This is a genomic window from Pseudomonas fluorescens, from assembly GCF_001902145.1.
Lineage (GTDB): Bacteria > Pseudomonadota > Gammaproteobacteria > Pseudomonadales > Pseudomonadaceae > Aquipseudomonas > Aquipseudomonas fluorescens_BV.
Genome location: NZ_MRST01000025.1, coordinates 586448 through 610926 on the forward strand (window position 1 = coordinate 586448; position 24479 = coordinate 610926).

Consider the following 24479-nt stretch of genomic DNA (forward strand, 5'->3'; position numbering starts at 1 on the left):
GCGCAACACTCAACTCACTGGCTGGACCACAAACAATAAAAGAGGTGCATATGGCAGGTTTCGATAAACGCGTGGCGTCCTATGAAGAAGCGCTGGCAGGCCTGGAGGACGGCATGACCGTACTCTCCGGTGGTTTTGGCCTGTGTGGCATTCCAGAAAACCTCATTGCCGAAATCAAGCGCAAAGGCACCCGCGACCTGACGGTGGTTTCCAACAACTGCGGCGTCGACGGCTTCGGCCTGGGCGTGCTGCTGGAACAGAAGCAGATCAGCAAAGTGATCGCTTCCTACGTGGGTGAAAACGCCCTCTTCGAGAAACAACTGCTCAGCGGCGAGATTGAGGTGGTGCTTACCCCCCAAGGCACCTTGGCGGAAAAAATGCGCGCAGGCGGTGCCGGCATCCCGGCCTTCTTCACCGCCACCGGCGTTGGCACACCAGTGGCCGAAGGCAAGGAAACCCGCGAATTCAAGGGTCGCCCGTATCTGATGGAAGAATCCATCACCGGCGACTTTGCCATCGTCAAAGGTTGGAAAGCCGACCACTTCGGCAACGTCATCTACCGTCACACCGCCCAGAACTTCAACCCGCTGGCCGCCACCGCCGGCAAGATCACCGTGGTCGAAGTCGAGGAAATCGTCGAACCAGGCGAGCTGGACCCGGCGCAGATCCACACCCCTGGCATCTACGTCGACCGGATCATCTGCGGCACCTTCGAAAAGCGCATTGAACAGCGCACCGTCCGCAAATAATCCCCGTCCAGAACAATAAGAGGAAACAATCATGGCGCTTACCCGCGAACAAATGGCTCAACGCGTTGCCCGCGAGATGCAGGACGGTTACTACGTGAACCTCGGTATCGGCATTCCGACCCTGGTGGCCAACTACATCCCCGACGGCATGGAAGTGATGCTGCAATCGGAAAACGGCCTGCTTGGCATGGGCCCGTTCCCGACCGAAGAAACCATCGACGCCGACATGATCAACGCCGGCAAGCAGACCGTCACCGCACGCATCGGCGCCTCGATCTTCTCTTCCGCCGAGTCCTTCGCGATGATTCGCGGTGGGCATGTCGACCTCACCGTACTGGGCGCATTCGAAGTGGACGTACAGGGCAACATCGCCTCCTGGATGATCCCCGGCAAGCTGGTCAAGGGCATGGGCGGTGCCATGGACCTGGTGGCCGGCGCAGAAAACATCATTGTGATCATGACTCACGCATCCAAAGACGGTGAGTCCAAGTTGCTCAGCCAATGCAGCCTGCCGCTGACCGGTGCCAACTGCATCAAGCGTGTACTCACGGACCTGGCGTACCTGGAAATCGAAAATGGCGCTTTTGTCCTCAAGGAACGCGCACCTGGCGTCAGCGTTGAAGAGATTGTGAGCAAGACCGCCGGTAAACTGATCGTCCCGGACCACGTTCCAGAAATGCACTTCCAGTGAGGACAGATTCCATGCAAGACGTCGTGATTGTTGCTGCCACCCGCACCGCCGTGGGCAGCTTCCAAGGTTCGCTGGCGAACATTCCGGCCCCGGAGCTGGGCGCTGCCGTGATCCGTCGCCTGCTGGAGCAGACCGGCCTGGACCCGGCGCAAGTGGATGAAGTCATCCTCGGTCAGGTGCTCACGGCAGGCTCAGGCCAGAACCCGGCGCGCCAGGCCTCGATCCTCGCCGGCCTGCCCCACGCCGTGCCGAGCCTGACCCTGAACAAGGTTTGCGGTTCGGGCCTCAAAGCCCTGCACCTGGGTGCCCAGGCCATCCGTTGCGGCGACGCCGAGGTGATCATTGCCGGCGGCATGGAAAACATGAGCCTGGCACCATACGTGTTGCCTGCCGCACGCACCGGGCTGCGCATGGGCCACGCGAAGATGATCGACAGCATGATCACCGACGGCCTGTGGGATGCGTTCAACGATTACCACATGGGCATCACCGCCGAGAACCTGGTAGACAAGTACGGCATCAGTCGCGAAGCCCAGGACGCCTTTGCCGCCGCCTCCCAGCAAAAAGCCGTCGCCGCTATCGAAGCCGGGCGCTTTGCCGATGAGATCACGCCGATCCTGATTCCTCAGCGCAAAGGCGACCCGGTTGCCTTCGCGGTGGACGAACAACCGCGCGCCGGCACCACCGCCGAATCCCTGGCCAAGCTCAAGCCCGCGTTCAAGAAAGACGGCAGCGTCACCGCGGGCAACGCCTCCAGCCTGAACGATGGCGCTGCGGCCGTGCTGCTGATGAGCGCCGACAAAGCCAAGACTCTCGGCCTGCCCGTACTGGCGCGTATCGCCAGCTACGCCAACGCGGGGGTAGACCCGGCCATCATGGGCATCGGCCCGGTCTCGGCCACCCGCCGCTGCCTGGACAAGGCCGGTTGGCAGCTGGCTGACCTGGACCTGATCGAAGCCAACGAAGCCTTCGCCGCGCAATCCCTGGCAGTGGGCAAAGAGCTGGAGTGGGACGCGCAGAAGGTCAACGTCAACGGCGGCGCCATCGCCATCGGCCACCCGATCGGTGCGTCAGGCTGCCGCGTACTGGTGACCCTGCTGCACGAAATGATCAAGCGCGATGCCAAGAAAGGTTTGGCAACGCTGTGCATCGGTGGCGGCCAAGGTGTCGCCCTGGCGCTCGAACGCAGCTGACCTGTAGGAGCGAGCTTGCTCGAGAAAAACGTCAACGATAACGCAGCACTCCTGGTAGAACGTGTTGCCTGTGAGTTCTTCGCGAGCAAGCTCGCTCCTACATGTGAGACATAACGAGCAACATAGAAGAGGCCTGGCTCCACGAAAAGCCAGGCCTTTTCTTTTTCTCGATCCCCCTGAAACAACTCCCACATTTAATCTCATTACCTGTCAGCTTGTGGCACCGCGAACACCGCACTCGCCCGCAGCACCACCCGCTCCTCCACCTGCAAACTCAACGTGGCGAACGCCATCTGCCGTCCGCGCTTGTGGCTTTCCAGACGCACCACCATCCACTCCCCTACCTGCACGGCGCCCAGGTAATCCACGGTCATGCTGGCGGTAATCAACGGCAACGGCGGCTCACTGGAAAACGCCATGGCGTATCCCATGCCGATATCGGCCAGCGTCGCCAGCACCCCGCCGTGCACCGTACCGCGCCCATTGGCGTGACGATGATCGGCGCGCAGGCCGACTTCCAGTTGCAGACCTTCGCCGCGGCAATACGCCGGGCCGAGCAGTTCAAGCAACGGGCTGCTGCGTGGCAATGGGACAAATCCTTGGGGGACAGTCTGAGCGTTCATGGCGGATGCTTCCCTGGTGTGAGGCTTGAGGTGTACGCCAGCCCCGACCCGGCAGCCACCATCATCAGCCGGGAAAATCCCGGGCAATGCTTTGCGTTAATGGGCCAGACCCGCTTTAATCTCGGCCAATTTCTCCTGCACATTTCAAGGAAACGCCATGCGCCACCTGGACGGCAACTCCCACCCGCTTCGCGCGCCGCTGTTGATCTTGTTGGCCGGCCTGGCCTTGGCCGGTTGTTCCCCCAAGGACCACTCTCGCGCCACCGTCATCAATGGCGAACAGGGCAAGGCCGGGGCGCAACTGGCCTATGAGCATGAATTGACCCTGGCCCTGCCCGGCGCCCTGCTTGCGCCGCGTATGCAGGCCACTCGCGAGGCGTGTGAAACGGCGCGCTTTGGTGCCTGCAATATCCTGGGCATTACCGAAGACGGCCAGGGAGGCCAGATCATCCTGCGGATCGCACCCACCGGTGTGGAGCCCATGGTCGCCCTGGCTGCCGAAGGCGGTAAGCTCGGCCAGCGCATCACCACGGCCGAAGACCTGGCCGATGCCGTGGCGGATGTGCGCCGTCGCCAGGACCGCCTACAAGCCCAGCAACAACGCCTCGATGTACTGGCCAAGCGCAAGGACATCACCGTCAGCGACCTGATCGTCCTGAGCAAAGAGCAAGCCGGCATTGAAAACGAGCTGCAGGAACTGGCTCAGGTTGCCGCCGGCCAGCAACGCCGCCTCGACACCAACCGCATGACCTTGAACTTCCGTTCTTCCGACGGCGCCAACCAGGTGTCAAGGTTCACTCGGATGTTCAGTAACCTGGGAGACAACCTGGTGACCGGCACCGCAGACGCCCTGGAACGTGCCAGCTATGTGCTGCCCTTCGTGATTCTGGCGTTCCCGGTGGTGTGGTTGTGGGTGGGCTTGTGGCGCCGGTTCGTCAAACGCCGCAGTTGATCAGCGCTTCATGCAGCGCTGGTAGCGCTCATCCACGCGCTTGGCAAACCAGGCCGTGGTCAGGTTGCGCGTGATCTTCGGGCTCTTGAGCACAATACCCGGCAGGATCGCCCGTGGCAGCGGCTTGCCGGCCGCCTGGTCAGCCAAGGCGAAGACGCGCTTGTACAAAGTGGTGTCCTCGAAATCCAACTGCTCGCCCTGCTCCAGTTGGCGGCGAATGCTCGGGTTGCGCATGTCCAACTTCGATCCCAGTGAACGCACCGCCAACTCGGTGGTGCCGGGCAGCAAAGAGCCATAGCGGATCAAATCCCCATCCAGCGCCAGCTCTTTGCCTGAAACACGGCTGACCGCGGCCTGGAACGCGGCATTGCGGCTGGCGTACCAACCGGCGTTGAAATCGGCAAAGCGGTACAGCGGCTGGTCGTAGCTCACCGGGTAACCGAGCAAATGGGCGATGCCGAAGTACATACCGCCACGACGGGTGAACACTTCACGACGAATCGTGCCATCCACCGTGTAGGGATAACCCCGCGCCTGTTTTTGCGCAAAGTCGATACTGACCTGCATGGGCCCTGCGGTGTGCACCGGGTTGAACCCGCCAAACAGCGTATTACCCAGGGGCACCATGCTGATGAAGTCGTCGAAGATACCGCTCAAATCCCTCTCCGTACGGGCGGCATTCAAGCGGTCGGCGTAGGTTTTGCCGGTGGGCGAGCGCAGTTGCAAGGCGCTGCGCACCACGAATGCAGGCACATGCACCTTGCCGGCGCGGCGCAGGATCTCATCCTGGGCGATCTTGCCCATGCCCGGCACCGGTGGGTCGACCTGATAGGTAGACTCCTGCTCGGTCACCGCCAGTACCGCACAGATGTTTTCGGTGCTGGGGTAGATTTTCTGGGTGTCGAAGGCGGTGTAGATGTCCTGGGCCCAACCGTTGCGGTCCGCGACCTTGGCCGGCAGCAGGCGCACGATCTGCGCCTTCACCTCGGCTTCACTGCGCTCGGGCTGCTGAGGGCCACGGGAGGTGGAGCAACCGGCCAGTACCAGCAATGGAATAAGGCAGAGCAGCAGACGGGTTGAATACATGAGGCTTCCTTGGTTAACGACGGGCCGGGCAGTGCTGATATCGACAGGTAAGTCTAACCGGGGTTCGTTGGCATGCCGAACCCAGTGCCTGGCAGTAACTGAAACATCCCACACAACCGCCGGATAAGCTCTACTCCTCGCCCCGGCAAACCGCTGCAAAGTCCCTCGCCTGATCAAACAGTGCGAGGGATTGCAGATGGTTTTTTTCGTAACGCGTGCGGTTGACGGGGCCAGCACTTGAACCCGGCCATTGGCAGGCTGGCGCTGACGCCAATGAGCGTGAAAACAGTCGACGTTGAAGGCGTCTTCCGTGACTTTCGCGATTGCTTGAACACCTTTGACGAGTGGGCCGAACGCTTCTGGAGTTTCTCGGCGCTGGAGGTCGAGCAGGTGTTCAAGGTCGGGGATGACGTCGCGCTCATTGCCCCGATCAATCGTTCCCTGTTTCCCAGCAGTACGGTCGCCACGTGCCAGGCCACGGGTACGTTGACCCTGGTGCATATGTTCCAGAGCACCCGGTTCGTACCGATCGGCAACACCCCGGTGGTGGTGCAACGCGTTGATCCAAACGGCGGTCCGCTGGGCGAGCCCCTCCATAAGACCATCGGCCCGAGTGGCATCCTCGAAATCACCGAGTGTGATCGTAACCAGCAATACCGGGTGAGCTTTTACCCCAACGTTTCCCGGGATCACGTCAAGGCGCTGTATGCGTCCTACCAGTCAGTGATCGCCGCGTTGGAAGCCCGGCTGCGCAAAGAGTGGACCGACACCTTCCAGGCCCAGTGGAAAAATTACACAGATGCCCGCCCGCTTGACCGGCGCCGCCTGCTGGAAGCGGCCTTTGTCAGTGGGCTGGGCAAGGCGCTTTACAGCCTGTGGGACAACATCACCGAACTGTCTGCGCTACTGGCAGACCTCAAGCCCAACAGCGAAAAGCTACTGCAATACCTTTCTCAAACTGAGCTCGACGAACTGCTGACACTGGGTAGTGACACGATCGCCCAGGGCTTGTTGGTGCTCAGTGATGAGCCGCTGCTGTTTATCTACCTGTCGGCGCTGGTCAGTTGGATGCGCATGCTGCCGCCGCCGCAGATGGCTGAACTGTGGGGTGAGATTACCGGTGAGGTGCTGATCAATCTGCTGCTGATTCGCGTCTTGGGTGCGATGGGCGTGGCGGTGCGATTGGGGGCTCGTGTGCTCAGTCACGTCAAATCCGGGCGGGCGCGGGCGTTGTTGGAGCTGCTGGCCAAGCAGGTGGCGGGGCCTCGACTGGAACCCCATGTCGAGGCCGCCAAGCCGGTGTTGCTAAGCAGTGCGGCGACGCCGGTCAAGGCGGTGCCGGTGGTGCCGTTGAAGGCGGGCGACACGCTAGTTTCGAACCCGGTGCCGATGGTGCGCGACAAGACCCAGCGCACGACGTTGGTCCGTCAGGAACCTGTCGATGATGTGCCGGCCGTGGCGTCGAACCCGAAGGGGGATGCGGCGGCGCCTGCGGACAAGACGGCCACCAACGGTTGTCCGGTGTCGATGGTCACCGGGGAGGAATTGCTCACCCTCACCGATGGCGTGCTGGATGGGATCTTGCCGTTTGAGTGGACGCGGCTGTACCGCACCAGTGCGGTGGAAGTCGATTGTGGGTTGGGGTTTGGCTGGAGCCATGCGCTGGCCCACAGGCTTTGTGTGTCGGGCGATTCGGTGGTGTGGACCGATCATGAGAACCGCTCGACTACCCTGCCCTTGCCCACTGATTCTCGACCGGCAATCACCAACAGCCTGGCGGAAGCGGCGATCTACTTGGGCTCGGCTCCTGATGAACTGGTGCTGGCCCAAGCCTCGCGGTTCTATCACTTTCGCGACGGTGTGTTGGTTTCGATCAGCGATGCGTATGACAACCGCCTGCGCCTTTGCCGTGATCATTATGGGCGGATTGAGCGGCTGGATAACGGCGCGGGTCGTTCGTTGCTGTTGCGTTATGAGCTGGATCGCATCGTGGCGGTGGACTACCAGGCGCATCGTGCCAAAGGACGCGAGCCCTACGTCTGGGAAACCGAGCAGAACCTTGTTTCCTACGCCTATGACGAAGACGGACAACTGGTTTGCGCGACCAACGCCGTCGGGGAAAGCGAGCGTTATCGGTACGACGATCAGCACGTCATTCTTGAACGCCAACTGGCCGGTGGCGCGAGTTTCTTTTGGGAATGGGAACACGCTGGCAAGGCGGCGCGTTGCGTCCGGCATTGGGCAAGTTTTTCGCAGATGGACACGCGTTATGCCTGGGGCGATGACGGGCGTGTCACCGTGCATAACGCCGATGATAGCCAGGAGGTGTATGTCCATGACCAGCGGGCGCGGCTGGTGCAGAGGATTGATCCGGACGGCGCCACGCATTTTAAATCCTACGACGACCAAGGCCGGCTGACCGTCGAGCAAGACCCAATGGGCGCGGTGACGGCCTATCAGTACGACGATGCTGGACGCTTGGTGGCGCTGTTTCCGGGGGATGATGAACCCACGTCCTACGAGCATGACAATGGTTTCGTACGGGTGGTACGGCGTGGTGAAGCGGTCTGGAAATATGAGCGTAATGATCAGGGCGATGTCATCCGCAAGATTGATCCGGATGGCAGCGCGATCGACTACAGCTACAACAAACATGGGCAACTGACGGGGGTTTGGTACCCCGATCACAGCTGTCATCGGTTGGTGTGGAATGAACGTGGGCAGTTGCTTGAGGAGCAATTGCCCAATGGTGGGATCAAGCGTTATCGCTATGACGACTTGGGGCGGCAAGTTACCCGTGAGGATGAGCATGGGGCGCAAACCCAATATAAATGGGATGCCGTAGGGCGCCTGCTGAAACTGACCCAGCCAGGCGGCGCTTGCCGGGAATTCAGCTACAATCCCTACGGCAAAATCATCGCCGAACGCGACGAACTCGGCCACGTCACCCGCTACGAATACGAAGGTGGCCTGCACCTGATCAGCCGCCGCCTCAACGCCGACGGCACCCAAGTCAAGTACCGCTACGACAACGCCCGGCTGCTGCTCACCGAGATCGAAAACGAAGCCGGCGAAACCTACCAACTCGACTACAACCCCAACGGCCTGATCCGCCAGGAAACCGGCTTCGACGGCCAACGCACCGCCTACGCCTACGACCTCAACGGCAACCTGCTGGAGAAAATTGAATACGGCGACGATGACAGTCAGCTAATCACCCGCTACGAGCGCGACCACGCCGGGCGCCTCGTACGAAAAACCCTGCCCGATGACAGCGTTGTCGACTATGCCTACGACCGCCAAGGCAACCTCCTCAGCGTCGAAGACGGTCACTGGGCCCTGGCCTACGAGTACGACCGCCAAAACCGCCTCACCGCCGAGCACCAAGGCTGGGGCACCCTGCGTTACGGCTACGACGCTTGCGGCCAGCTGAAAAACCTGTGCCTGCCGGACAACAACCGCGTCACTTTCAACCACGACAAAGGCGGCCACCTCGCCACCGTCGAGCTCAACGGTGAAGTACTCACCTCACATCTGTTCAAGAGCGGCCGCGAACACCAGCGCCAGCAAGGCCAACTGCTCAGCCACTACCACTACGACGACCAACACCGCCTGCACGCCCACGCGGTAACCCAGCAACAAAGCCACCTCTACCAACGCCAATACGACTACGACAGAACCGGCAACCTCACCCGCCTGCTCGACACCCGCAAAGGCGAACACCTTTACCGCTACGACCCCCTCGCCCGTCTGACCCGCGCCGACCACTCCCAAGACGTCCAGGAACGCTTCGCCCACAACCCAGCGGGCAACCTGCTGATGCAAGACCGCCCCGGCCCGGACATCGTTGCGGCGAATCGTCTGATGATCCAGGGCGACCGGCACTATGACTACGACGCCTTCGGCAACCTCATCCGCGAACGGCGCGGCAAAGGCCAGCAACTCGTTACTGAGTACCGCTACGACTGCCAGCATCGGTTGGTCGGGGTTACAGCGCCCAACGGCCAAACCGCCAGCTATCGCTATGACCCGTTTGGGCGGCGTATCAGCAAGACCGTGGATGGGAAGACCACCGAGTTTTTCTGGCAAGGCGACAAGCTGATTGCCGAACACCATGCAGAGCGCCATCGCAGCTACCTCTACGAACCCGACAGCTTCCGCCCATTGGCACTGTTGGAAGGCTTCGGCCCACAAGCCACAACGCCCTACCACTACCAACTCGATCACCTCGGCACACCGCAGGAGCTAACCAGCCCCGAGGGCGAAATCGTCTGGTCCGCGCACTACCGCGCCTACGGCCAGATCGCCCGGCTCGACGTGGGCAACATCGACAATCCACTGCGTTTTCAGGGTCAGTATTTCGATGCGGAAAGCGGGCTGCACTACAACCGCCATCGCTACTACAATCCGGATATTGGTCGCTACCTGACGCCGGACCCGGTGAAACTGGCGGGTGGGATCAATGGGTACCGGTATGTGCCCAATCCCACAGGGTGGGTAGATCCGCTTGGACTGAACAGATGCCCAGGTACGGTAGGATGCGAACCATCCTTAGGCGCTGAAGATCCTTCAACTCCAGCATCAAGTAAGAAATCAGAACCCAACCTTCCGACTCCTCATAATGACGAAGAGTATCTTTTTCGCGGAGACAAAACCCCTCCAAACGAGGTATTCAAAAATGGCTTTAAAAGCAAAGGCGATAGCGAAGATTTGTACCTACACGCAATTGACAGTAATGACCCTCCCAGCAACTTCATAAGCACATCGCCATCACGGGCAGTCGGGATCACTTTTGCTACCAGCTACGGAGATAAAAAAGGCTATTTGTACACACTTAAGAGTATTGAGGGGCATGATATAAATACAGAACTAGGCAAGCAGGCGCCGTACCCTAAAGAGCTAGAATTCGCTATCCATAACAAAATCGACCCAGAGGATATATTAGGCGCCACCCCAGTAAAATCTGATGGAACTTACGTTGGATATTCCATACCAAACCCCAACAGGAAATAAAATGAAAACTAAAAATATAAAGGTAATAATCAAAAACGAGCACAAGGAGGTCACCGTCAAATATGACCCAAGGAAGCTCACCATGACATTTTCAGAGGCCGACAACTTTAAAAAAGTTTATGAAGGGCATGACCTATATATTTGCCTCGCAAAAATCAGAGCAGACTTCCCGCATATAACTTTTTTATGCAAAGGGGCAAAAATAAATGTTAAACCATCAAGAATGGCTTCTCAGATGAGCGCAGGGCTCGTCGCATACGAAATGACTTTAGGTCAGCAAGCTACCAACGATGACATAGTCCATTTGTTTGACTACGAAGAGGAGAACCTAACAAACGACCCCCAGGAACAAATTGATTTCTTCAGGAAATGGTTGGTGTCACTAGGTGCGCAAGATTACGAAAAATTCAACTAAGTTATGAGTGCCCCTCCCCCTGTGATTAGCCAGCTCACCACAGGGGAGAAACGATATCCTTAAATCCCCGCCACCGCCAAATCCATCGCAAAATACGTAAATATCAAATCCGCCCCCGCCCGCTTGATCGACCCTAACGTCTCGCGCACCACTCGATCCTCATCAATCGCCCCGGCCTGTGCGCCGAACTTGATCATTGCGTACTCACCGCTCACCTGGTACGCCGCCACTGGTAAGCGTGATGCCTCGCGGATATCACGGATGATGTCAAGGTAGGCACCGGCTGGCTTGACCATCAGCGCATCGGCGCCTTCCTGTTCGTCCAGCAGCGATTCGCGCACGGCTTCGCGGCGGTTCATCGGGTTCATTTGGTAGCTTTTACGGTCGCCCTTGAGGGCGCTGCCGCCGGCTTCGCGGAAAGGGCCGTAGAGGGCCGAGGCGAATTTGGTGGAGTAGGCCATGATCGGGATGTGGGTGAAGCCGGCGTCATCCAGGGCGCGGCGGATGGCCTGGACCTGGCCGTCCATCGCGGCTGACGGGGCGATCACGTCGGCGCCGGCGCGGGCGGCGGCCACGGCTTGTTTGCCGAGGTTGACCAGGGTCGCGTCGTTGTCGACATGGGCACCGTGCATCACGCCGCAGTGGCCGTGGTCGGTGTATTCGCAGAAGCAGGTATCGGACATCACGATCATTTCCGGCACGGCGTCCTTGATGATCGAGGACATGCGCGAAACCAGGCCGCGTTCTTTCCATGTGTCGCTGCCGCTGGCGTCGAGGTGGTGGGACACACCGAAGGTCATGACCGACTTGATGCCGGCGCGGGCGTAACGCTCGATCTCACCGGCCAGTTTTTTCTCGGGGATGCGCAACACACCCGGCATGCTGGTGATAGGCACGAAGTCGTCGATTTCTTCTTCGACGAAAATCGGCAGTACCAGGTCGTTGAGGGTGAATTCGCTTTCCTGGAACAGGCCACGCAGCTCCGGGGAGCGGCGCAGGCGACGTGGGCGGGCTTGGGGGAACTGGCTGGTCATGGCAATCCTGAAAAATGGCTGAACACTTTGGGGCGAAAGCTTATGCCCCCAAGTCCCGGCAACACAAATGCCGAGGGGCCAATAGTGTATTGCCGGGTGCGTAACAATTCATTGATCTAAAGCTGCAGACGCCCTTCGATGCACAACGCTACGGCGCCTCCCACCCAGATTTGATCGCCCTGGCGCTCGATATGAATACGCCCCGCTCGCCCAATCGCCGTGCCCTGGCTGACCACGTAACGGCTGGGAGCCAGGCCCTCGACGAGCAGCCATTGGGCCACGCCGGCATTCAAGCTGCCGGTGGCCGGGTCTTCAGCGACGCCATCGCCAGCGACAAAAGCGCGCACTTCAAATTGCGCGTCCACCGCATCACGCGTCGGATCACAGGGAGCGATCACCCCTACGGCCAGACCCAGCAGTTGCGAATAGTCCGGTTGCAACGCAAGCACCGCATCACGATCAGCCAGCATCACCGCCAGCCAGCCCGCACCATTGTCGACCCACTGGCTGCGCACAATGGCCTCGGGCGGCAGGCCCAATGCCAGGCGCACACGCTCCAGCAACGGAGCCTCCACCGGGCCGGCGCGCAACAACGGCGGCGCGATAAACGCCAGTTCATGGCCTTGGCGGCGAATACGCACCAGGCCGATTTCGCACTCCTGGATGATCTCCTCCCCACGTGGCACACCGCCGGCTTGCAACCAGGCGTGGCAACTGCCCAGCGTCGGATGCCCGGCGAACGGCAGCTCCTTGAGGGTGGTGAAGATTCTCACCCGGTAGTCGGCGCGCGGGTCGCGAGGTGTGAGTAAAAACGTGGTTTCGCTAAGGTTGGTCCAATTGGCGAAGTCCGCCATCTGCTGGTCGGTGAGGCTATCGGCCCCCAGCACCACAGCCAACGGGTTGCCTTTAAGCGGCACGCTACTGAATACATCCAGTTGTTGAAAATCGAAAATCGGCATGCTTCAGCTCGGAATGTTCAGGCCACGGATCACCGCCGGACGTGCGACAAAGCCGTCCAACGCGCGCAGTACATTAGGGAAATCGGCGATGCCCACCAGGTCACCGGACTCGTAGAAACCAATCAGGTTGCGAACCCATGGAAAGGTCGCAATGTCGGCGATGCTGTACTCATCGCCCATGATCCAGGTGCGGCCCAGCAGGCGCTTTTCCAGCACGCCCAGCAAGCGCCGCGATTCGGCGGCGTAGCGGTCACGCGGGCGCTTGTCTTCATACGCCTTGCCGGCGAATTTGTTGAAGAACCCGAGTTGGCCAAACATCGGGCCAATGCCGCCCATCTGGAACATCAACCATTGCAGGGTTTCATAGCGCGTGGCCGGGTCTTCGGAGAGCAACTGGCTGGTCTTTTCCGCCAGGTAAATGAGGATCGCACCGGATTCAAACAGCGCCAGCGGCTGCCCGCTCGGGCCGTTGGGGTCGATGATCGCAGGGATCTTGTTGTTGGGGTTCAGAGACAGAAACTCGGGAGACAACTGGTCCTGGGTGTCGAAGCTGACCTTGTGCGCCTCATAGGGCAGGCCCAGCTCTTCGAGCATGATCGACACCTTGACGCCGTTGGGCGTGGGCAACGAATACAACTGCAGGCGTTCCGGGTGCTGGGCGGGCCATTTGCTGTTGATCGGGAAAGCGGCAAGTGCGTTCATCGAGAACCCCCTGGACGGAAAAGCCCCCATCATAGTCATCTGCCTGCCGCCGTGCATGGGTCATCGTTGCGAAACATTTGCCGGCTAGTATCCCGCGTGGGCGAACCAAAGCGCCCGAATGCACTCTTAAGAGCGCCCGAAGCATGAATGGAGGCACCTTGCTATATCGACAGGGAACACCGCAGGACGCTGATGCGTCACTGGGGCCGGGCTTGTCCGCCTTAACCCGACGCACGAAGACTCGAACCTATCATGAAGATCAAGCCTCTGCGCCTTGTGCAACGCTGCAAACAATATTCCTACATGATGTTGCCGCTGCTGCTGGTCAGCGCCGCCATCGTCACCGCCCTGGACGCCCGTGAAAGCCGTGCGCAACCGGTCGATGGCGTGCAAACCCTGGTATTCCTGCGCCACGGCGAAAAACCGGCCGGAGGCCTGGGCCAACTCAATTGCCAGGGCCTGAACCGCGCCATGAACTTGGCGACCCTGTTGCCGGAAAAGTTCGGCAAAGCCAACTATGTGTTCGCTGCCAACCCGACGCGCAACGTCGAGGAAGGCGAACTGGATAACTCCTACAGCTACATTCGCCCACTGATCACCATCAGCCCCAGCGCGATCAAGCTAGGCCTGCCGGTGAATATCGAGTTCTCGGCGAATGACACCAGTGCCCTGGCCGAAGAACTGGTCGAGGACAAGTACCGCAACGCCACGATCTATACGGCCTGGTCCCATGGGTACTTGCCGGAACTGATCAACAAAGTCGCCAGCGAAGCGGCCGGTGAAAAACACACCATTACCGATGATTGGTCTGGAAATGACTACGACTCCCTGTACGTGCTGACATTGACCTGGCACAACGGCAAGGCTTCGCTGCTCAGCCGCAACTACAAGCAAGGGCTGAATAACGGAGGGGAAAACTGTCCGGACCCGACCCAGGTCAGCGCAGATATCTGAAGCTTGGGCCGCAGGGGCGTATGATGCCGGGCTAACGACTCACCTGCGGATCATCTCCATGCCCAACCTCGCTTCCACCCAGCCCAACCGCGGCTGGGCGTTCTGGTGCAAACCTGCGCTGTTTCTCCTGGTGGCCTGCATCGGCCTCTACTATGTGAAGTGGTCGCCCTACTACCTCAAGGCGTTTGTAGCGGCCGACAACCACAGCATTGGCGCCTCGATTCTCAATGACCAGCAAAGCTCGCCTCTGGCGGCGGCGCTGGCCTATGCCCAGGTGTATTTCCTGGCCATCTGGAAAGCTGCCGTACTGGCAGTGATCCTCGGTTCATTGCTGCAGGTATTGATCCCCCGCGACTGGCTGCTGCGCCTGTTTGGCCGCGCCGGGCTGGGCTCGACCCTGCGCGGTGGGCTGTTCGCCCTGCCGGGGATGATGTGCAGCTGCTGCGCGGCCCCGGTAGCGGCGGGCATGCGCCGCCAGCAGGTGTCGGTCGGCGCGGCGCTGGCGTTCTGGATTGCCAACCCGGTATTGAACCCTGCCACATTGGTGTTCATGGGCTTTGTGCTGGGCTGGGGTTTCACCGCGCTGCGGCTGGTGGCGGGGATTGTGCTGGTGGTGGGCGTGTCCCTGGTGGCACAGCGCATTGCGCGCCCGGACCACGTGCCGGAAGCAGCACTGGAAGCCGTTGCCGACGTCAGCACGGTGGAGTCGCAGCCGTTCCTGAGCCGCTGGTTACGCACGCTGTGGCAGCTGTTCTGGAGCACTATCCCGGTGTATATCCTGGCGGTGCTGATCCTCGGCGCGGCGCGGGTGTGGCTGTTCCCCCATGTAGACGAGGCAATGGCCGACAGCCTGGTGTGGCTGGTGCCGCTGGCGATTGTGGGCACGCTGTTTGTGATTCCGACAGCGGCAGAGATTCCCATCGTACAAACCATGATGGCCCTGGGCATGGGCACCGGCCCAGCCGTGGCCTTGCTGATGACCCTGCCGAGCGTGAGCCTGCCGTCGCTGTTGATGTTGCGCAAGGATTTCGATGCGCGGGTGCTGGTGACGGTGGCCGGGTTGACCATGCTGGTGGGGGTGGTGTGTGGGTTGATTGGCGCAGTGATTCTTTAGATTTTCAGTGGGGCTGATGGCCCCATCGCAGCATAGGTATCTACACAACTTCGAGGCGACGCTGGACCTGTGGCGAGGGAGCTTGCTCCCGTGATGGCCTGACATCCGACGCTGATCTAACTGATGCGCCGCGATCCAAATGTGGGAGCTGGCTTGCCTGCGAAGACGGTCTTACAGCCAACTGGGATGTTGGATCAGAGCGCGTACATATCCGTTATTTAGGTAACGGCCACTTAGGGTTCCGCCCTGACGGCGGCTCACTTTTGAAAAGCGCAAAAGTAAGCAAAACGCTCTTGCCCCACCACTCGGCACCTCGCCCAGGCTCGGTGTGCCCGTAATCCGCCAGTGATTTGGGGGGCCGCCGCCACGCGCCATCCATGGCGCGGGGCGGCTAAACCGGCATCCCTGCCGGTTTACCCCCCAAATCACTGTCGAATTCCGGCCAGCGTGGTTTAACGGGGCGCCTAAGATCAAGATCAAAAGCAGATCAAGATCAAGAGCGCCTCGCTTCGCATCGTGGTTACCGTTGAGCGCTACAGAGTTGTGTAGATATCTATGCCCATCGCAGGCAAGCCAGCTCCCACCCTTTGAAGTGTAAATACATACAAAGGTGGGAGTTGGCTTGCGATGGCGTCCTAAAAGTCACCCCACCCGGGCCGCCCGCTCACGCAAATACTCCACCACCGCACCCTGCTCCCCGGCAAACTCGATACGCGCGCCCTTGCTCTCGCGCTGGAACGCATACATCGGGTCGTAATACTCACGCAGCAAACCTTCAATCCATACCCGATGCAGCTCCACTGCGCCGCTGCGTGCCTGTTCAGCCAGGGCATCCTGCAACACCGCCTGCAACCGCTGGAAACGCTCGCCCCCTAGTCGCTTGTGAATATTGGCCAGGCTCTGGGTCAGGCGCTCGGCAAATAATCGCTGGCCGGTTTCCCCAAACACATCAATGAACTCGGCGCACAGGTCTACTACGTAATCCTTCAGGATGCGCTCGACACGGCCCTCAACGCTGTCTTCCAGCCACACCATAGGAAACGTCTGCATGCCCTTGTGCAATGGCAACGGCAGCGCACAACTGCCGATCATGCGGCTCTCGTCCTCGACCACAAACTGCTCGAGACCGCCCGCGCGTTTCTTCAGCAAATCCACCGCCAGGCGATTTTCGAAGTCGATATTGGAGGGTTGCGCCGTGGCGCGCTTGCCGAAGCTGGAACCGCGATGGTTGGCGTGCCCTTCCAAATCCAGGGCATTGCGCAGTTGGCCGAGCACTTCGGTCTTGCCGGTGCCGGTCATGCCGCCCAGCAGTACGAAATCACACTGGGCAGTCGCCTGCTCCAGGGTCTCCAGCAGGAAGGTGCGCATGGCCTTGTAGCCACCGCCGACGCGGGGGTATTCGATGCCCGCTTCGGTTTTCAACCATTGCTGCACGATCTGCGAACGCAGGCCGCCCCGAAAGCAGTACAGGTAGCCATTGGGGTTAGCCTGGGCAAACTGCGCCCACTGTTCGATGCGCTCGGCCTTGATTGCCCCCGACACCAGTTCATGCCCCAGCACGATTGCCGCTTGCTGGCCTTGCTGCTTGTAACAGGTGCCGACCCGCTGGCGCTCATCGTCGGTCATCAGCGGCAGGTTGATCACCCCGGGGAACGCGCCCTTGGTGAATTCGACCGGCGCGCGGGTATCCATCATCGGGCGGTCGTTGAGGAAAATGTCGCGGTAATCGGTGATGTCCGTCGCCATCAAATCACCTCAACCGCGTTGGTCTGTCGCTCCAGCAGTTCACCGATAGGCTCAAGGGCCAGGCCCAGCTCGGCGGCCACGGCGTGGAACTCGGCATCACCTGCCGGGGTAACGGCGATCAGCAGGCCACCGCTGGTCTGGGGGTCGCACAGCACGCGCTTGTGCAGCTCCTGCACACGCCCCAGCTTGCTGGCGTAGCTTTCAAAGTTGCGCAAGGTGCCACCCGGCACACAGCCCTGGTCCAGGTAATACTCCACCCCTGGCAGACGCGGAACCTTTGCATAGTCGATACGGGCAGTCAGGCCACTGCCATCAGCCATTTCCACCAGGTGGCCGAGCAGGCCGAAACCGGTGACATCGGTCATGGCCGTCACACCGGCCAACTTACCGAAACGGCTGCCCGGCTTGTTGAGGGTGCACATCCAGTCACGCGCCAGGCCGATATCCGCCTCGCGCAGCTTGCCCTTCTTCTCGGCGGTGGTGAGGATGCCGATGCCCAGGGGCTTGGTCAGGTACAGGCGGCAACCGGCGGTGGCCGTGTCGTTACGCTTCATATGGCGCTTTTGCACGATGCCGGTCACGGCCAGGCCGAAGATCGGCTCCGGCGCGTCGATGGAATGCCCGCCCGCAAGTGGAATGCCAGCTGCGTCGCACACTGCCCGACCGCCGCGAATCACTTCGCGTGCAATCTCCGGGGCCAGCACGTTGACTGGCCAGCCGAGAATGGCGATGGCCATCAAGGGATCGCCGCCCATGGCGTAGATGTCGCTGATGGCGTTGGTGGCAGCAATGCGGCCGAAGTCGAACGGGTCGTCGACTATCGGCATGAAAAAGTCCGTGGTGGACACCACGCCGCGCTCGTCGTCGATGGCGTATACCGCCGCATCGTCGCGGGAGGCATTGCCCACCCACAGGTTGGGGTCGAGGTTCTGTGCACCGCTGCCCGCAAGGATCACTTCCAGGACCTGGGGCGAAATCTTGCAACCGCAACCCGCACCGTGGCTGTACTGGGTAAGGCGAATCGGCTCGTTCATGGGGGACCTCAAGCTATCAAGTGGGCCGATTCTAGCAGACAGCAAAAGGCCGGCTGGGCTCTTGTGAGCACAGCCGGCCTGTTTGTTCAGCGGTTACTGGCGCGCAGCGAGCAAACGTGCGTGCCGGTTACGCCGGGCGATGTTCAAGCATTCGATCGCCGCCGAGAACGCCATGGCCGCGTACACGTAGCCTTTTGGTACGTGGGCGCCGAAGCCTTCGGCGATCAGCGTCATGCCGATCATGATCAAGAAGCCCAGGGCCAGCATCACCACGGTCGGGTTGTCGTTGATGAACTTGGCCAACGGTTCAGCGGCCACCAGCATCACGATCACCGAGACCACCACGGCAATGATCATGATCGGCAAGTGCTCGGTCATGCCCACGGCGGTGATGATGCTATCGATGGAGAACACCAGGTCGAGCATCAGGATCTGGCCGATGGCGGCGGCAAAGCCGATGGTCACCGTGTTGCTGACGGTTGCCTTCTCTTCAGGCTCCGGGTCCATGCTGTGATGGATCTCGGTGGTCGCCTTCCACACCAGGAACAGGCCACCGGCGATCAGGATCATGTCCTTCCACGAGAACGCCTGGCCGAACACTTCGAACACCGGCGTCGTCAATTGCACGATGAATGCGATGGTGCTCAGCAGGCCCAGGCGCAATATCAACGCCATGCTGATACCAATGCGCCGCGCCTTGGCCCGGTGCTTCTCCGGCAGTTTGTTGGTGAGGATCGAGATAAAGATCAGGTTATCGATGCCCAGCACGATTTCCATGACGATCAAGGTAGCCAATGCGACCCAGGCGGTGGGGCTGGCGGCCAGTTGTAAAAGGTAATCCATAGGTCAGTCCTGACGTGGTAGTGCTGGGGAATTAGGTTTCTTTGGTGCCGGATTCAGCGGCGTTTTCGGCGTCTTTTTCCTGCTTCTCAGGGCTGATCAAGCCCTGGGTTGCTTCACTCAATGCCTGCTCGGCGGCCTTGTGGGTGTCGTCGATGGCCTGCTTGGCCGACTCGGTGGCTTTGCCCAACACCTGTTGCGCGCTCTTCTCGACTTGATCGCAGCCGCTGACCCCTATCAATGAAAGCGCAAGCAACGACGCCGCGCCCAGGGAATTGAGTTTCATGATGTATTCCTCGTTAGAACCATTGGGTCCAAGTAGTGGCCCCTCGATAGCGTGGCATTCTATGCAGGCGAACAGTTCAGTAAAATTCGTATTTTTCTCGCGTATACTTCGGTTTTTACGAAGTGTAGACCGCCATGCTCAATTATCGACAACTGCATTACTTCTGGGTGGTGGCCAAGACCGGCAGCATCGTACGCGCCTGTGAGCAGTTGAACCTCACACCGCAGACCATCAGCGGGCAGATCAGCCTGTTGGAGCAGACCTTCGGTATTGCCCTGTTTCAGCGGGTCGGGCGCCAGCTTGAACTGACCGAAGCCGGGCGCCAGGCGCTTCCCTACGCCGAGCAGATGTTCCAGACCGGCAATGAACTGGAGGCGATGCTGCGCGCCCAGCCTGACGAGCAGCAAATCCCGTTCAGGGTCGGGGTGGCGGATGTGGTGCCCAAATCCATTGTGTACCGGTTGATCGCGCCGACCATGGAATTGAGCGAACCGATCCGCATCACCTGCCGTGAAGACAAACTCGAACGTTTACTGGCCGACCTGGCGATCCAGCGCCTGGACCTGGTGATTTCCGACAGTCCCATGCCCACGCACTTGGACATCAAGGGCTACAGCCAGAAGCTGGGAGAATGCGGTATCAGTTTTTTCGCCACCCAGGCGTTGGCTGACCAGCATGGGGGGGATTTCCCACAGTGTTTGCAGGGCGCACCGCTGCTGATCCCGGGCGCTGAGACCGTGGTGCGCAGCCGTTTGCAGCGCTGGTTTGCCGAACAGCAGATTCAACCCCGCATCATCGGCGAGTTCGACGACAGCGCCTTGATGCAGGCCTTCGGGCAATCCGGCAGCGGGATTTTTATCGCGCCCAGCGTGATCGCCGACGAGGTGGTGCGCCAATACGGCGTGGCGCTGATCGGCCAGACCGATGCAGTGACCGAGTCGTTTTATGCGATCTCGGTAGAGCGCAAGGTCAAGCACCCCGGCATTGTGGCAATTACCGAGGGTGCCCGGCGGGAGTTGTTTACCGCCCTGCCCTGATCGCTCAGGCATTGAGCGCCGTGGGTTTGGCGGTCATCAGCCACAGTGCGAGCAGGATCGACACCAGGATAAAACCCGAAGCGGCAAACCCCAGGCTGCCCAGGCCCAGGGTGTCGATGACATGCCCACCCACCATCGCACCCACGCCGATGCCGAGGTTGGCGCCGGCAATGTTCAGCGACGCCGCAAACGCTGGCGCATGGGGCGCGGCCTTCATCAAGCGCACATGGCTGACCAGGAACATCGCCGCCTGGGTCACGCCCCACACTGCCATCGCCGCCGCCAGGCCGATGGTGGAGTGAATTGCCGGCACCACCGCCACCATGCCCGCAATCATGAACCCGCAGAACACCATGGACGCGATCAATGGGTGACGATCCACGGCACGTCCGCCCAGGGAGTTGCCGATCAGCCCGACCGCGCCAAAGCCCATCAGGCACCAGCCCACCAACGTACCGTCGAACCCGGCCAGGCGCTCAAGCATGTCCGCCAGGTACGTATAGGCGGTGAACATGCCACTGAACACCAGGATCGACAGCAGGATATGCCCCTGCATCACCGGGCTGCGCAGGATCTTGAATTGTGAGCGCAAGCTGGCCTGCTGGTGCTTGGCCTGCGTAGCCGGCAGGTAGAGATACAGCAGCAACGCCTTGGCCAGGGCAATCACCGCGAGCACGGCAAACGCGGTGCGCCAGCCGAACATATCGGAAATCAGCGTGCCCACCGGAATACCAAACACGGTGGCGCAAACTATGCCAAAACCGATTTTTTCAATCGCACGCCCGGCGAACTCAGGGCCGACAATGTCTACCGCCGTTTCGCTGGCCAGGGCCCAGAACACGGGCAAGCCCAGGGCGGGGATCAAACGGGCCACGGCCATCACCCAGATATTCGGCGCCAATGCCGCCACCGTATTGGCCGCTGCAAACATGATCAGGATGCTGATAAACAGACGCTTGCGTGGGAACCGCGCGCAGTACGCGGTGAGGAACGGGCCGAACGCGGCCACGGTGAACGCGAACAATGTCACCAGCAGCCCGGCCTGGGACACACTGACGTTCAGGTCCCGAGCAATCGACGGCAACAGGCCGACGATGACGAATTCTGTGGTCAGCACGGTAAAACCGGCGGCTGACAGCAGCAAGATAGGAAACAACATGAAAACTCCAGAAACGACGACATCAACGACAGCCCGAAGGGCCCGCTGACGGGAGGAAAGATGAGAGGGGTAAATCTTAACAGAACATGTCCGGATTTGACCAAGTCCGACTGAAACGGGTGACGGAATGCCGCAGCAAACGAGACGTGTCCTACAGCATGCTAGACTTCGCGCCTGCTTCCTACAGTACTTTCTGCCTGCAATGCTGTGCCCTACTAAAAAAACTAGAGACAACTCTTTATGACTGCTGCCCCTTCCCTGTTGCAACGTTTAATGCGCGTCAGCCTGGTCACCCAAATTGTCATCGGCCTGATTGCCGGGATCGTGTTGGCCTTGCTGTTCCCCGAGGCCGCGCGCGCCACCGGTTTTATCGGCAAGGTGTTTGTCACGGCGCTGAAGGCTGTCGCGCCGATCCTGGTGTTTGTGCTGGTCATGGCCTCGATTGCCAACCATAAGCATGGCCAGGAAACCCATATCCGGCCGATCCTGTTCCTGTATCTGCTCGGCACCTTTGCCGCCGCCGTGGTGGCGGTGGTTGCCAGCACGATGTTTCCGTCGTTCCTGGTACTGGCTACCCATGACGCCACGGTGAGTGCTCCCGGTGGCATCGGCGAAGTGTTGCAAAGCCTGCTGCTCAGTGTGGTGGATAACCCGGTCAGCGCACTGATGAACGCCAACTTCATCGGTATCCTCGCCTGGGCCATTGGCATGGGCATCGCCATTCGCCATGCGGGTGAAACCACCCGCACGGTATTGGACGACCTGTCCAACGGCGTCACCCTGATCGTGCGCGTGGTCATCCGCTTCGCCCCGCTGGGTATCTTTGGCCTGGTGGCCTCCACCCTGGCCACCTCGGGTTTCGGCGCCCTGCTCGGCTATGCCCACCTGCTGGCCGTGCTGATCGGCTGCATGTTGTTCGTGGCGCTGGTGATCAACCCGGCCATCGTGTTCTGGAAACTGCGCCGCAACCCCTATCCGCTGGTGCTGATGTGCCTGCGCGAAAGCGGCATCACCGCGTTTTTCACCCGCAGCTCGGCGGCGAACATTCCGGTCAACCTGGCACTGAGCAAACGCCTGGGGCTGCATGAGGACACCTATTCGGTGTCGATCCCACTCGGAGCCACCATCAACATGGCCGGCGCCGCCATCACTATCACCGTGCTGACCCTGGCGGCCGTGCACACCCTCGGCATCGCCGTGGACCTGCCGACCGCAGTGCTGCTCAGCGTAGTCGCTGCGGTGTGTGCCTGCGGTGCGTCGGGGGTGGCGGGTGGTTCGCTGCTGTTGATTCCCCTGGCGTGCAGCCTGTTTGGCATCCCCAGTGAAATCGCCATGCAGGTAGTGGCCGTCGGTTTCATCATCGGCGTGCTGCAGGATTCGGCAGAAACCGCACTCAACTCGTCTACCGATGTGCTGTTTACGGCGGCGGCGTGTCTGGGCAAGGAAGAACAGGCCGCTTAAAACAGCCCCATAAAAAAGCCCGGTGCCGTTCGTAGAGAACAGCACCGGGCTTTTTTGTGCCTGCCGGTTTAGAACGCGCCCATGTAATCGCGCTTGCCCACTTCCACACCGTTATGACGCAGCAGCGCATAAGCGGTGGTGACGTGGAAGAAGAATTGCGGCAGGCCGTAGGTCAGCAGGTAGGACTGGCCGCTGAAGCGCTTCTCTTTCGGGGTGCCGGGGCGGGTGACGATCTCGATGCCTTCCTTGCCGTCGATCTGCTCGGGCTTGATGGTGTCGACAAAGGCCAGGACCTTGGCGATCAGCGCTTGCAGGTCGGCAAAAGTGACTTCGCTGTCTTCGTACTTCGGTACTTCGATCTCGGCCAGGCGTGCCGACACTCCTTTGGCGAAGTCCACGGCGATCTGCACCTGGCGCACCAACGGGAACATGTCCGGGAACAGGCGCGCTTGCAGCAAGGCGCTGGGCTCGATGTTCTTGGCGCTGGCGTGGGCTTCAGCTTTGTTCAGCACATCGCTGAGGGCGTTGAGCATTTGCTTGAAGACCGGGATGGAAGCGGCGTACAGGGAAATAGTCATGACAGTCTCACGGTAATGGCGGGGTTGGAACCAGCCGCGATTATAGCCATGCCTGGCGCTTGTCTTTTATTTTTTCAAGCTTAGGCTAAGGGGCTTCACTGCATAGGGAAAGCGCGATGACCGCCGAGCACGACACCGACACCCCTGAGCCGCGCCTGAACAGCACGAAAATCCGCATCCTGGGCTGCCTGATCGAAAAACAGGCGACCAACCCGGAAACCTACCCCCTCACCCTCAACGCCTTGGTGCTGGCCTGCAACCAGAAGACCAGCCGCGAGCCGGTGATGAACCTCAGCCAAGGCCAGGTCGGCCATAGCCTGCGCGCGCTCGAAGACCAAGGCTTCACGCGCCTGGTGATGGGCAGCCGCGCCGACCGCTGGGAGCACCGTGTGGACAAGGCCCTGGAACTGGTGCCGGCCCAGGTGATCCTGACCGGGCTGCTGTTCCTGCGGGGGCCGCAGACCGTCAACGAGTTGCTCACCCGCAGCGGGCGCATGCATGATTTCGAGGATGCCGAACAGGTCGTGCATCAGCTCGAACGCCTGATTGCTCGGGGGTTGGCGCTGCTGGTGCCGCGTCAGGCGGGGCAGCGTGAAGACCGATACACCCATGCGCTGGGGGACCCAGCGGATATTGAGGCGATTATGACCGCGAGGGGGAATCCGGTAGAGCGTAGCGCGGGGGCTGTTTCGATGGAGCGGATTGAAGAATTGGAAGCGCGAATTGCCGCACTGGAAGAACGGCTGACGCAGCTGGAACAGGGATAACGCAGATAAACATGTGGGAGCTGGCTTGCCTGCGATAGCCATAGGTATCTACACAACTTTGTAGGCTGTAGCAGCCGACGGTAACC

Annotated in this window: 22 protein-coding genes; 11 read left to right on the top strand and 11 right to left on the bottom strand. The window is 60.5% G+C overall.

What is annotated here, in order from left to right; all coding sequences use genetic code 11:
* Positions 1 to 50: 50 nt before the first annotated feature.
* From BUE92_RS19055 to BUE92_RS19065, 3 genes are read left to right on the top strand one after another with little or no spacing between them, the layout of a single operon-like run.
* Complete coding sequence (locus tag BUE92_RS19055; protein ID WP_003190329.1) at positions 51 to 749, top strand: CoA transferase subunit A; 699 nt, start codon at positions 51 to 53, stop codon at positions 747 to 749.
* Between the two features lie 31 nt (positions 750 to 780).
* The gene (locus tag BUE92_RS19060) at positions 781 to 1440 is read left to right on the top strand and encodes a CoA transferase subunit B (protein ID WP_005786928.1); all 660 of its coding nucleotides are present in this window, start codon (positions 781 to 783) and stop codon (positions 1438 to 1440) included.
* Between the two features lie 11 nt (positions 1441 to 1451).
* Positions 1452 to 2633, top strand: a complete 1182-nt coding sequence (locus BUE92_RS19065) for an acetyl-CoA C-acetyltransferase (protein ID WP_073525707.1) — start codon at positions 1452 to 1454, stop codon at positions 2631 to 2633.
* Between the two features lie 203 nt (positions 2634 to 2836).
* Here the strand turns inward: BUE92_RS19065 and BUE92_RS19070 are convergent, their stop codons facing one another.
* Entirely contained in the window at positions 2837 to 3256 is a 420-nt protein-coding gene (locus BUE92_RS19070; protein ID WP_073525709.1) for a PaaI family thioesterase, read from the bottom strand.
* Positions 3257 to 3413: 157 nt separating this feature from the next.
* On the opposite strand from BUE92_RS19070, the gene BUE92_RS19075 reads away from it, so the two are divergent.
* Positions 3414 to 4208 carry a DUF4349 domain-containing protein gene (locus tag BUE92_RS19075; RefSeq protein ID WP_073525711.1) on the top strand — a complete coding sequence of 265 codons (795 nt, stop codon included), beginning with the start codon at positions 3414 to 3416 and terminating at the stop codon, positions 4206 to 4208.
* Here the strand turns inward: BUE92_RS19075 and BUE92_RS19080 are convergent, their stop codons facing one another.
* Positions 4209 to 5294 carry a DUF1615 domain-containing protein gene (locus BUE92_RS19080; protein ID WP_073525712.1) on the bottom strand — a complete coding sequence of 362 codons (1086 nt, stop codon included), beginning with the start codon at positions 5292 to 5294 and terminating at the stop codon, positions 4209 to 4211.
* A 273-nt stretch (positions 5295 to 5567) separates the two neighbouring features.
* Here BUE92_RS19080 and BUE92_RS19085 point away from each other — a divergent pair, with 273 nt between their 5' ends.
* Positions 5568 to 10307: an RHS repeat-associated core domain-containing protein gene (locus BUE92_RS19085; protein ID WP_081372197.1), complete on the top strand. Its 4740-nt coding sequence runs from the start codon at positions 5568 to 5570 to the stop codon at positions 10305 to 10307.
* Position 10308: 1 nt separating this feature from the next.
* The gene (locus tag BUE92_RS19095) at positions 10309 to 10722 is read left to right on the top strand and encodes a hypothetical protein (protein ID WP_073525713.1); all 414 of its coding nucleotides are present in this window, start codon (positions 10309 to 10311) and stop codon (positions 10720 to 10722) included.
* Positions 10723 to 10781: 59 nt separating this feature from the next.
* On the opposite strand, the gene hemB is transcribed toward BUE92_RS19095, so the two are convergent.
* From hemB to BUE92_RS19110, 3 genes are all read right to left on the bottom strand, one after another.
* A complete protein-coding gene (gene hemB / locus BUE92_RS19100) occupies positions 10782 to 11756 on the bottom strand; it encodes a porphobilinogen synthase (protein WP_019817510.1) in 975 nt (324 codons plus the stop codon).
* 116 nt (positions 11757 to 11872) lie between these two features.
* Positions 11873 to 12715 (bottom strand): PhzF family phenazine biosynthesis protein, encoded by an 843-nt coding sequence (locus BUE92_RS19105; RefSeq protein ID WP_073525714.1) that lies wholly within the window; start codon positions 12713 to 12715, stop codon positions 11873 to 11875.
* A 3-nt stretch (positions 12716 to 12718) separates the two neighbouring features.
* On the bottom strand, positions 12719 to 13417 hold the full coding sequence (locus tag BUE92_RS19110; RefSeq protein ID WP_073525715.1) for a glutathione S-transferase N-terminal domain-containing protein: 699 nt from the start codon (positions 13415 to 13417) through the stop codon (positions 12719 to 12721).
* 252 nt (positions 13418 to 13669) lie between these two features.
* Between BUE92_RS19110 and BUE92_RS19115 the strand changes: the two genes are divergently transcribed.
* Both BUE92_RS19115 and BUE92_RS19120 read left to right on the top strand, forming a co-directional pair.
* Positions 13670 to 14371, top strand: a complete 702-nt coding sequence (locus BUE92_RS19115) for a histidine phosphatase family protein (RefSeq protein WP_073525716.1) — start codon at positions 13670 to 13672, stop codon at positions 14369 to 14371.
* Positions 14372 to 14429: 58 nt separating this feature from the next.
* Positions 14430 to 15485: a permease gene (locus BUE92_RS19120; RefSeq protein WP_073525717.1), complete on the top strand. Its 1056-nt coding sequence runs from the start codon at positions 14430 to 14432 to the stop codon at positions 15483 to 15485.
* A 642-nt stretch (positions 15486 to 16127) separates the two neighbouring features.
* On the opposite strand, the gene mnmH is transcribed toward BUE92_RS19120, so the two are convergent.
* From mnmH to BUE92_RS19145, 4 genes are all read right to left on the bottom strand, one after another.
* Positions 16128 to 17231: a tRNA 2-selenouridine(34) synthase MnmH gene (gene mnmH / locus BUE92_RS19130; protein ID WP_073525719.1), complete on the bottom strand. Its 1104-nt coding sequence runs from the start codon at positions 17229 to 17231 to the stop codon at positions 16128 to 16130.
* A complete protein-coding gene (gene selD, locus BUE92_RS19135) occupies positions 17231 to 18265 on the bottom strand; it encodes a selenide, water dikinase SelD (RefSeq protein ID WP_073525720.1) in 1035 nt (344 codons plus the stop codon). The genes mnmH and selD overlap by 1 nt, the downstream gene beginning before the upstream one ends.
* A gap of 93 nt (positions 18266 to 18358) precedes the next feature.
* Positions 18359 to 19108 (bottom strand): TerC family protein, encoded by a 750-nt coding sequence (locus BUE92_RS19140; protein ID WP_014717958.1) that lies wholly within the window; start codon positions 19106 to 19108, stop codon positions 18359 to 18361.
* Positions 19109 to 19139: 31 nt separating this feature from the next.
* Entirely contained in the window at positions 19140 to 19391 is a 252-nt protein-coding gene (locus BUE92_RS19145; protein ID WP_073525721.1) for a hypothetical protein, read from the bottom strand.
* A 134-nt stretch (positions 19392 to 19525) separates the two neighbouring features.
* On the opposite strand from BUE92_RS19145, the gene nhaR reads away from it, so the two are divergent.
* Entirely contained in the window at positions 19526 to 20428 is a 903-nt protein-coding gene (gene nhaR / locus BUE92_RS19150; protein ID WP_034125797.1) for a transcriptional activator NhaR, read from the top strand.
* Between the two features lie 4 nt (positions 20429 to 20432).
* Here nhaR and BUE92_RS19155 read toward each other — a convergent pair whose 3' ends face one another.
* Positions 20433 to 21587: an MFS transporter gene (locus tag BUE92_RS19155; protein ID WP_073525722.1), complete on the bottom strand. Its 1155-nt coding sequence runs from the start codon at positions 21585 to 21587 to the stop codon at positions 20433 to 20435.
* 240 nt (positions 21588 to 21827) lie between these two features.
* Here BUE92_RS19155 and sstT point away from each other — a divergent pair, with 240 nt between their 5' ends.
* Positions 21828 to 23048, top strand: a complete 1221-nt coding sequence (sstT, locus tag BUE92_RS19160) for a serine/threonine transporter SstT (RefSeq protein WP_073525723.1) — start codon at positions 21828 to 21830, stop codon at positions 23046 to 23048.
* A 68-nt stretch (positions 23049 to 23116) separates the two neighbouring features.
* On the opposite strand, the gene BUE92_RS19165 is transcribed toward sstT, so the two are convergent.
* The gene (locus BUE92_RS19165; RefSeq protein ID WP_073525724.1) at positions 23117 to 23626 is read right to left on the bottom strand and encodes a DUF1993 domain-containing protein; all 510 of its coding nucleotides are present in this window, start codon (positions 23624 to 23626) and stop codon (positions 23117 to 23119) included.
* A 116-nt stretch (positions 23627 to 23742) separates the two neighbouring features.
* Between BUE92_RS19165 and BUE92_RS19170 the strand changes: the two genes are divergently transcribed.
* A complete protein-coding gene (locus BUE92_RS19170) occupies positions 23743 to 24393 on the top strand; it encodes a YceH family protein (RefSeq protein WP_073525725.1) in 651 nt (216 codons plus the stop codon).
* Positions 24394 to 24479: the final 86 nt, after the last annotated feature.

What these genes read in the sequence shown, in the direction of transcription:
- BUE92_RS19065 (WP_073525707.1), top strand. Translation starts at nt 1,452, where the DNA reads ATGCAAGACGTCGTGATTGTTGCTGCCACCCGCACCGCCGTGGGCAGC.
- BUE92_RS19145 (WP_073525721.1), bottom strand. Translation starts at nt 19,391, where the DNA reads ATGAAACTCAATTCCCTGGGCGCGGCGTCGTTGCTTGCGCTTTCATTG.
- BUE92_RS19105 (WP_073525714.1), bottom strand. Translation starts at nt 12,715, where the DNA reads ATGCCGATTTTCGATTTTCAACAACTGGATGTATTCAGTAGCGTGCCG.
- BUE92_RS19140 (WP_014717958.1), bottom strand. Translation starts at nt 19,108, where the DNA reads ATGGATTACCTTTTACAACTGGCCGCCAGCCCCACCGCCTGGGTCGCA.
- BUE92_RS19120 (WP_073525717.1), top strand. Translation starts at nt 14,430, where the DNA reads ATGCCCAACCTCGCTTCCACCCAGCCCAACCGCGGCTGGGCGTTCTGG.
- BUE92_RS19095 (WP_073525713.1), top strand. Translation starts at nt 10,309, where the DNA reads ATGAAAACTAAAAATATAAAGGTAATAATCAAAAACGAGCACAAGGAG.
- BUE92_RS19080 (WP_073525712.1), bottom strand. Translation starts at nt 5,294, where the DNA reads ATGTATTCAACCCGTCTGCTGCTCTGCCTTATTCCATTGCTGGTACTG.
- BUE92_RS19115 (WP_073525716.1), top strand. Translation starts at nt 13,670, where the DNA reads ATGAAGATCAAGCCTCTGCGCCTTGTGCAACGCTGCAAACAATATTCC.
- selD (WP_073525720.1), bottom strand. Translation starts at nt 18,265, where the DNA reads ATGAACGAGCCGATTCGCCTTACCCAGTACAGCCACGGTGCGGGTTGC.
- nhaR (WP_034125797.1), top strand. Translation starts at nt 19,526, where the DNA reads ATGCTCAATTATCGACAACTGCATTACTTCTGGGTGGTGGCCAAGACC.
- sstT (WP_073525723.1), top strand. Translation starts at nt 21,828, where the DNA reads ATGACTGCTGCCCCTTCCCTGTTGCAACGTTTAATGCGCGTCAGCCTG.
- BUE92_RS19060 (WP_005786928.1), top strand. Translation starts at nt 781, where the DNA reads ATGGCGCTTACCCGCGAACAAATGGCTCAACGCGTTGCCCGCGAGATG.
- BUE92_RS19075 (WP_073525711.1), top strand. Translation starts at nt 3,414, where the DNA reads ATGCGCCACCTGGACGGCAACTCCCACCCGCTTCGCGCGCCGCTGTTG.
- mnmH (WP_073525719.1), bottom strand. Translation starts at nt 17,231, where the DNA reads ATGGCGACGGACATCACCGATTACCGCGACATTTTCCTCAACGACCGC.
- hemB (WP_019817510.1), bottom strand. Translation starts at nt 11,756, where the DNA reads ATGACCAGCCAGTTCCCCCAAGCCCGCCCACGTCGCCTGCGCCGCTCC.
- BUE92_RS19070 (WP_073525709.1), bottom strand. Translation starts at nt 3,256, where the DNA reads ATGAACGCTCAGACTGTCCCCCAAGGATTTGTCCCATTGCCACGCAGC.
- BUE92_RS19055 (WP_003190329.1), top strand. Translation starts at nt 51, where the DNA reads ATGGCAGGTTTCGATAAACGCGTGGCGTCCTATGAAGAAGCGCTGGCA.
- BUE92_RS19170 (WP_073525725.1), top strand. Translation starts at nt 23,743, where the DNA reads ATGACCGCCGAGCACGACACCGACACCCCTGAGCCGCGCCTGAACAGC.
- BUE92_RS19165 (WP_073525724.1), bottom strand. Translation starts at nt 23,626, where the DNA reads ATGACTATTTCCCTGTACGCCGCTTCCATCCCGGTCTTCAAGCAAATG.
- BUE92_RS19155 (WP_073525722.1), bottom strand. Translation starts at nt 21,587, where the DNA reads ATGTTGTTTCCTATCTTGCTGCTGTCAGCCGCCGGTTTTACCGTGCTG.
- BUE92_RS19085 (WP_081372197.1), top strand. Translation starts at nt 5,568, where the DNA reads ATGAGCGTGAAAACAGTCGACGTTGAAGGCGTCTTCCGTGACTTTCGC.
- BUE92_RS19110 (WP_073525715.1), bottom strand. Translation starts at nt 13,417, where the DNA reads ATGAACGCACTTGCCGCTTTCCCGATCAACAGCAAATGGCCCGCCCAG.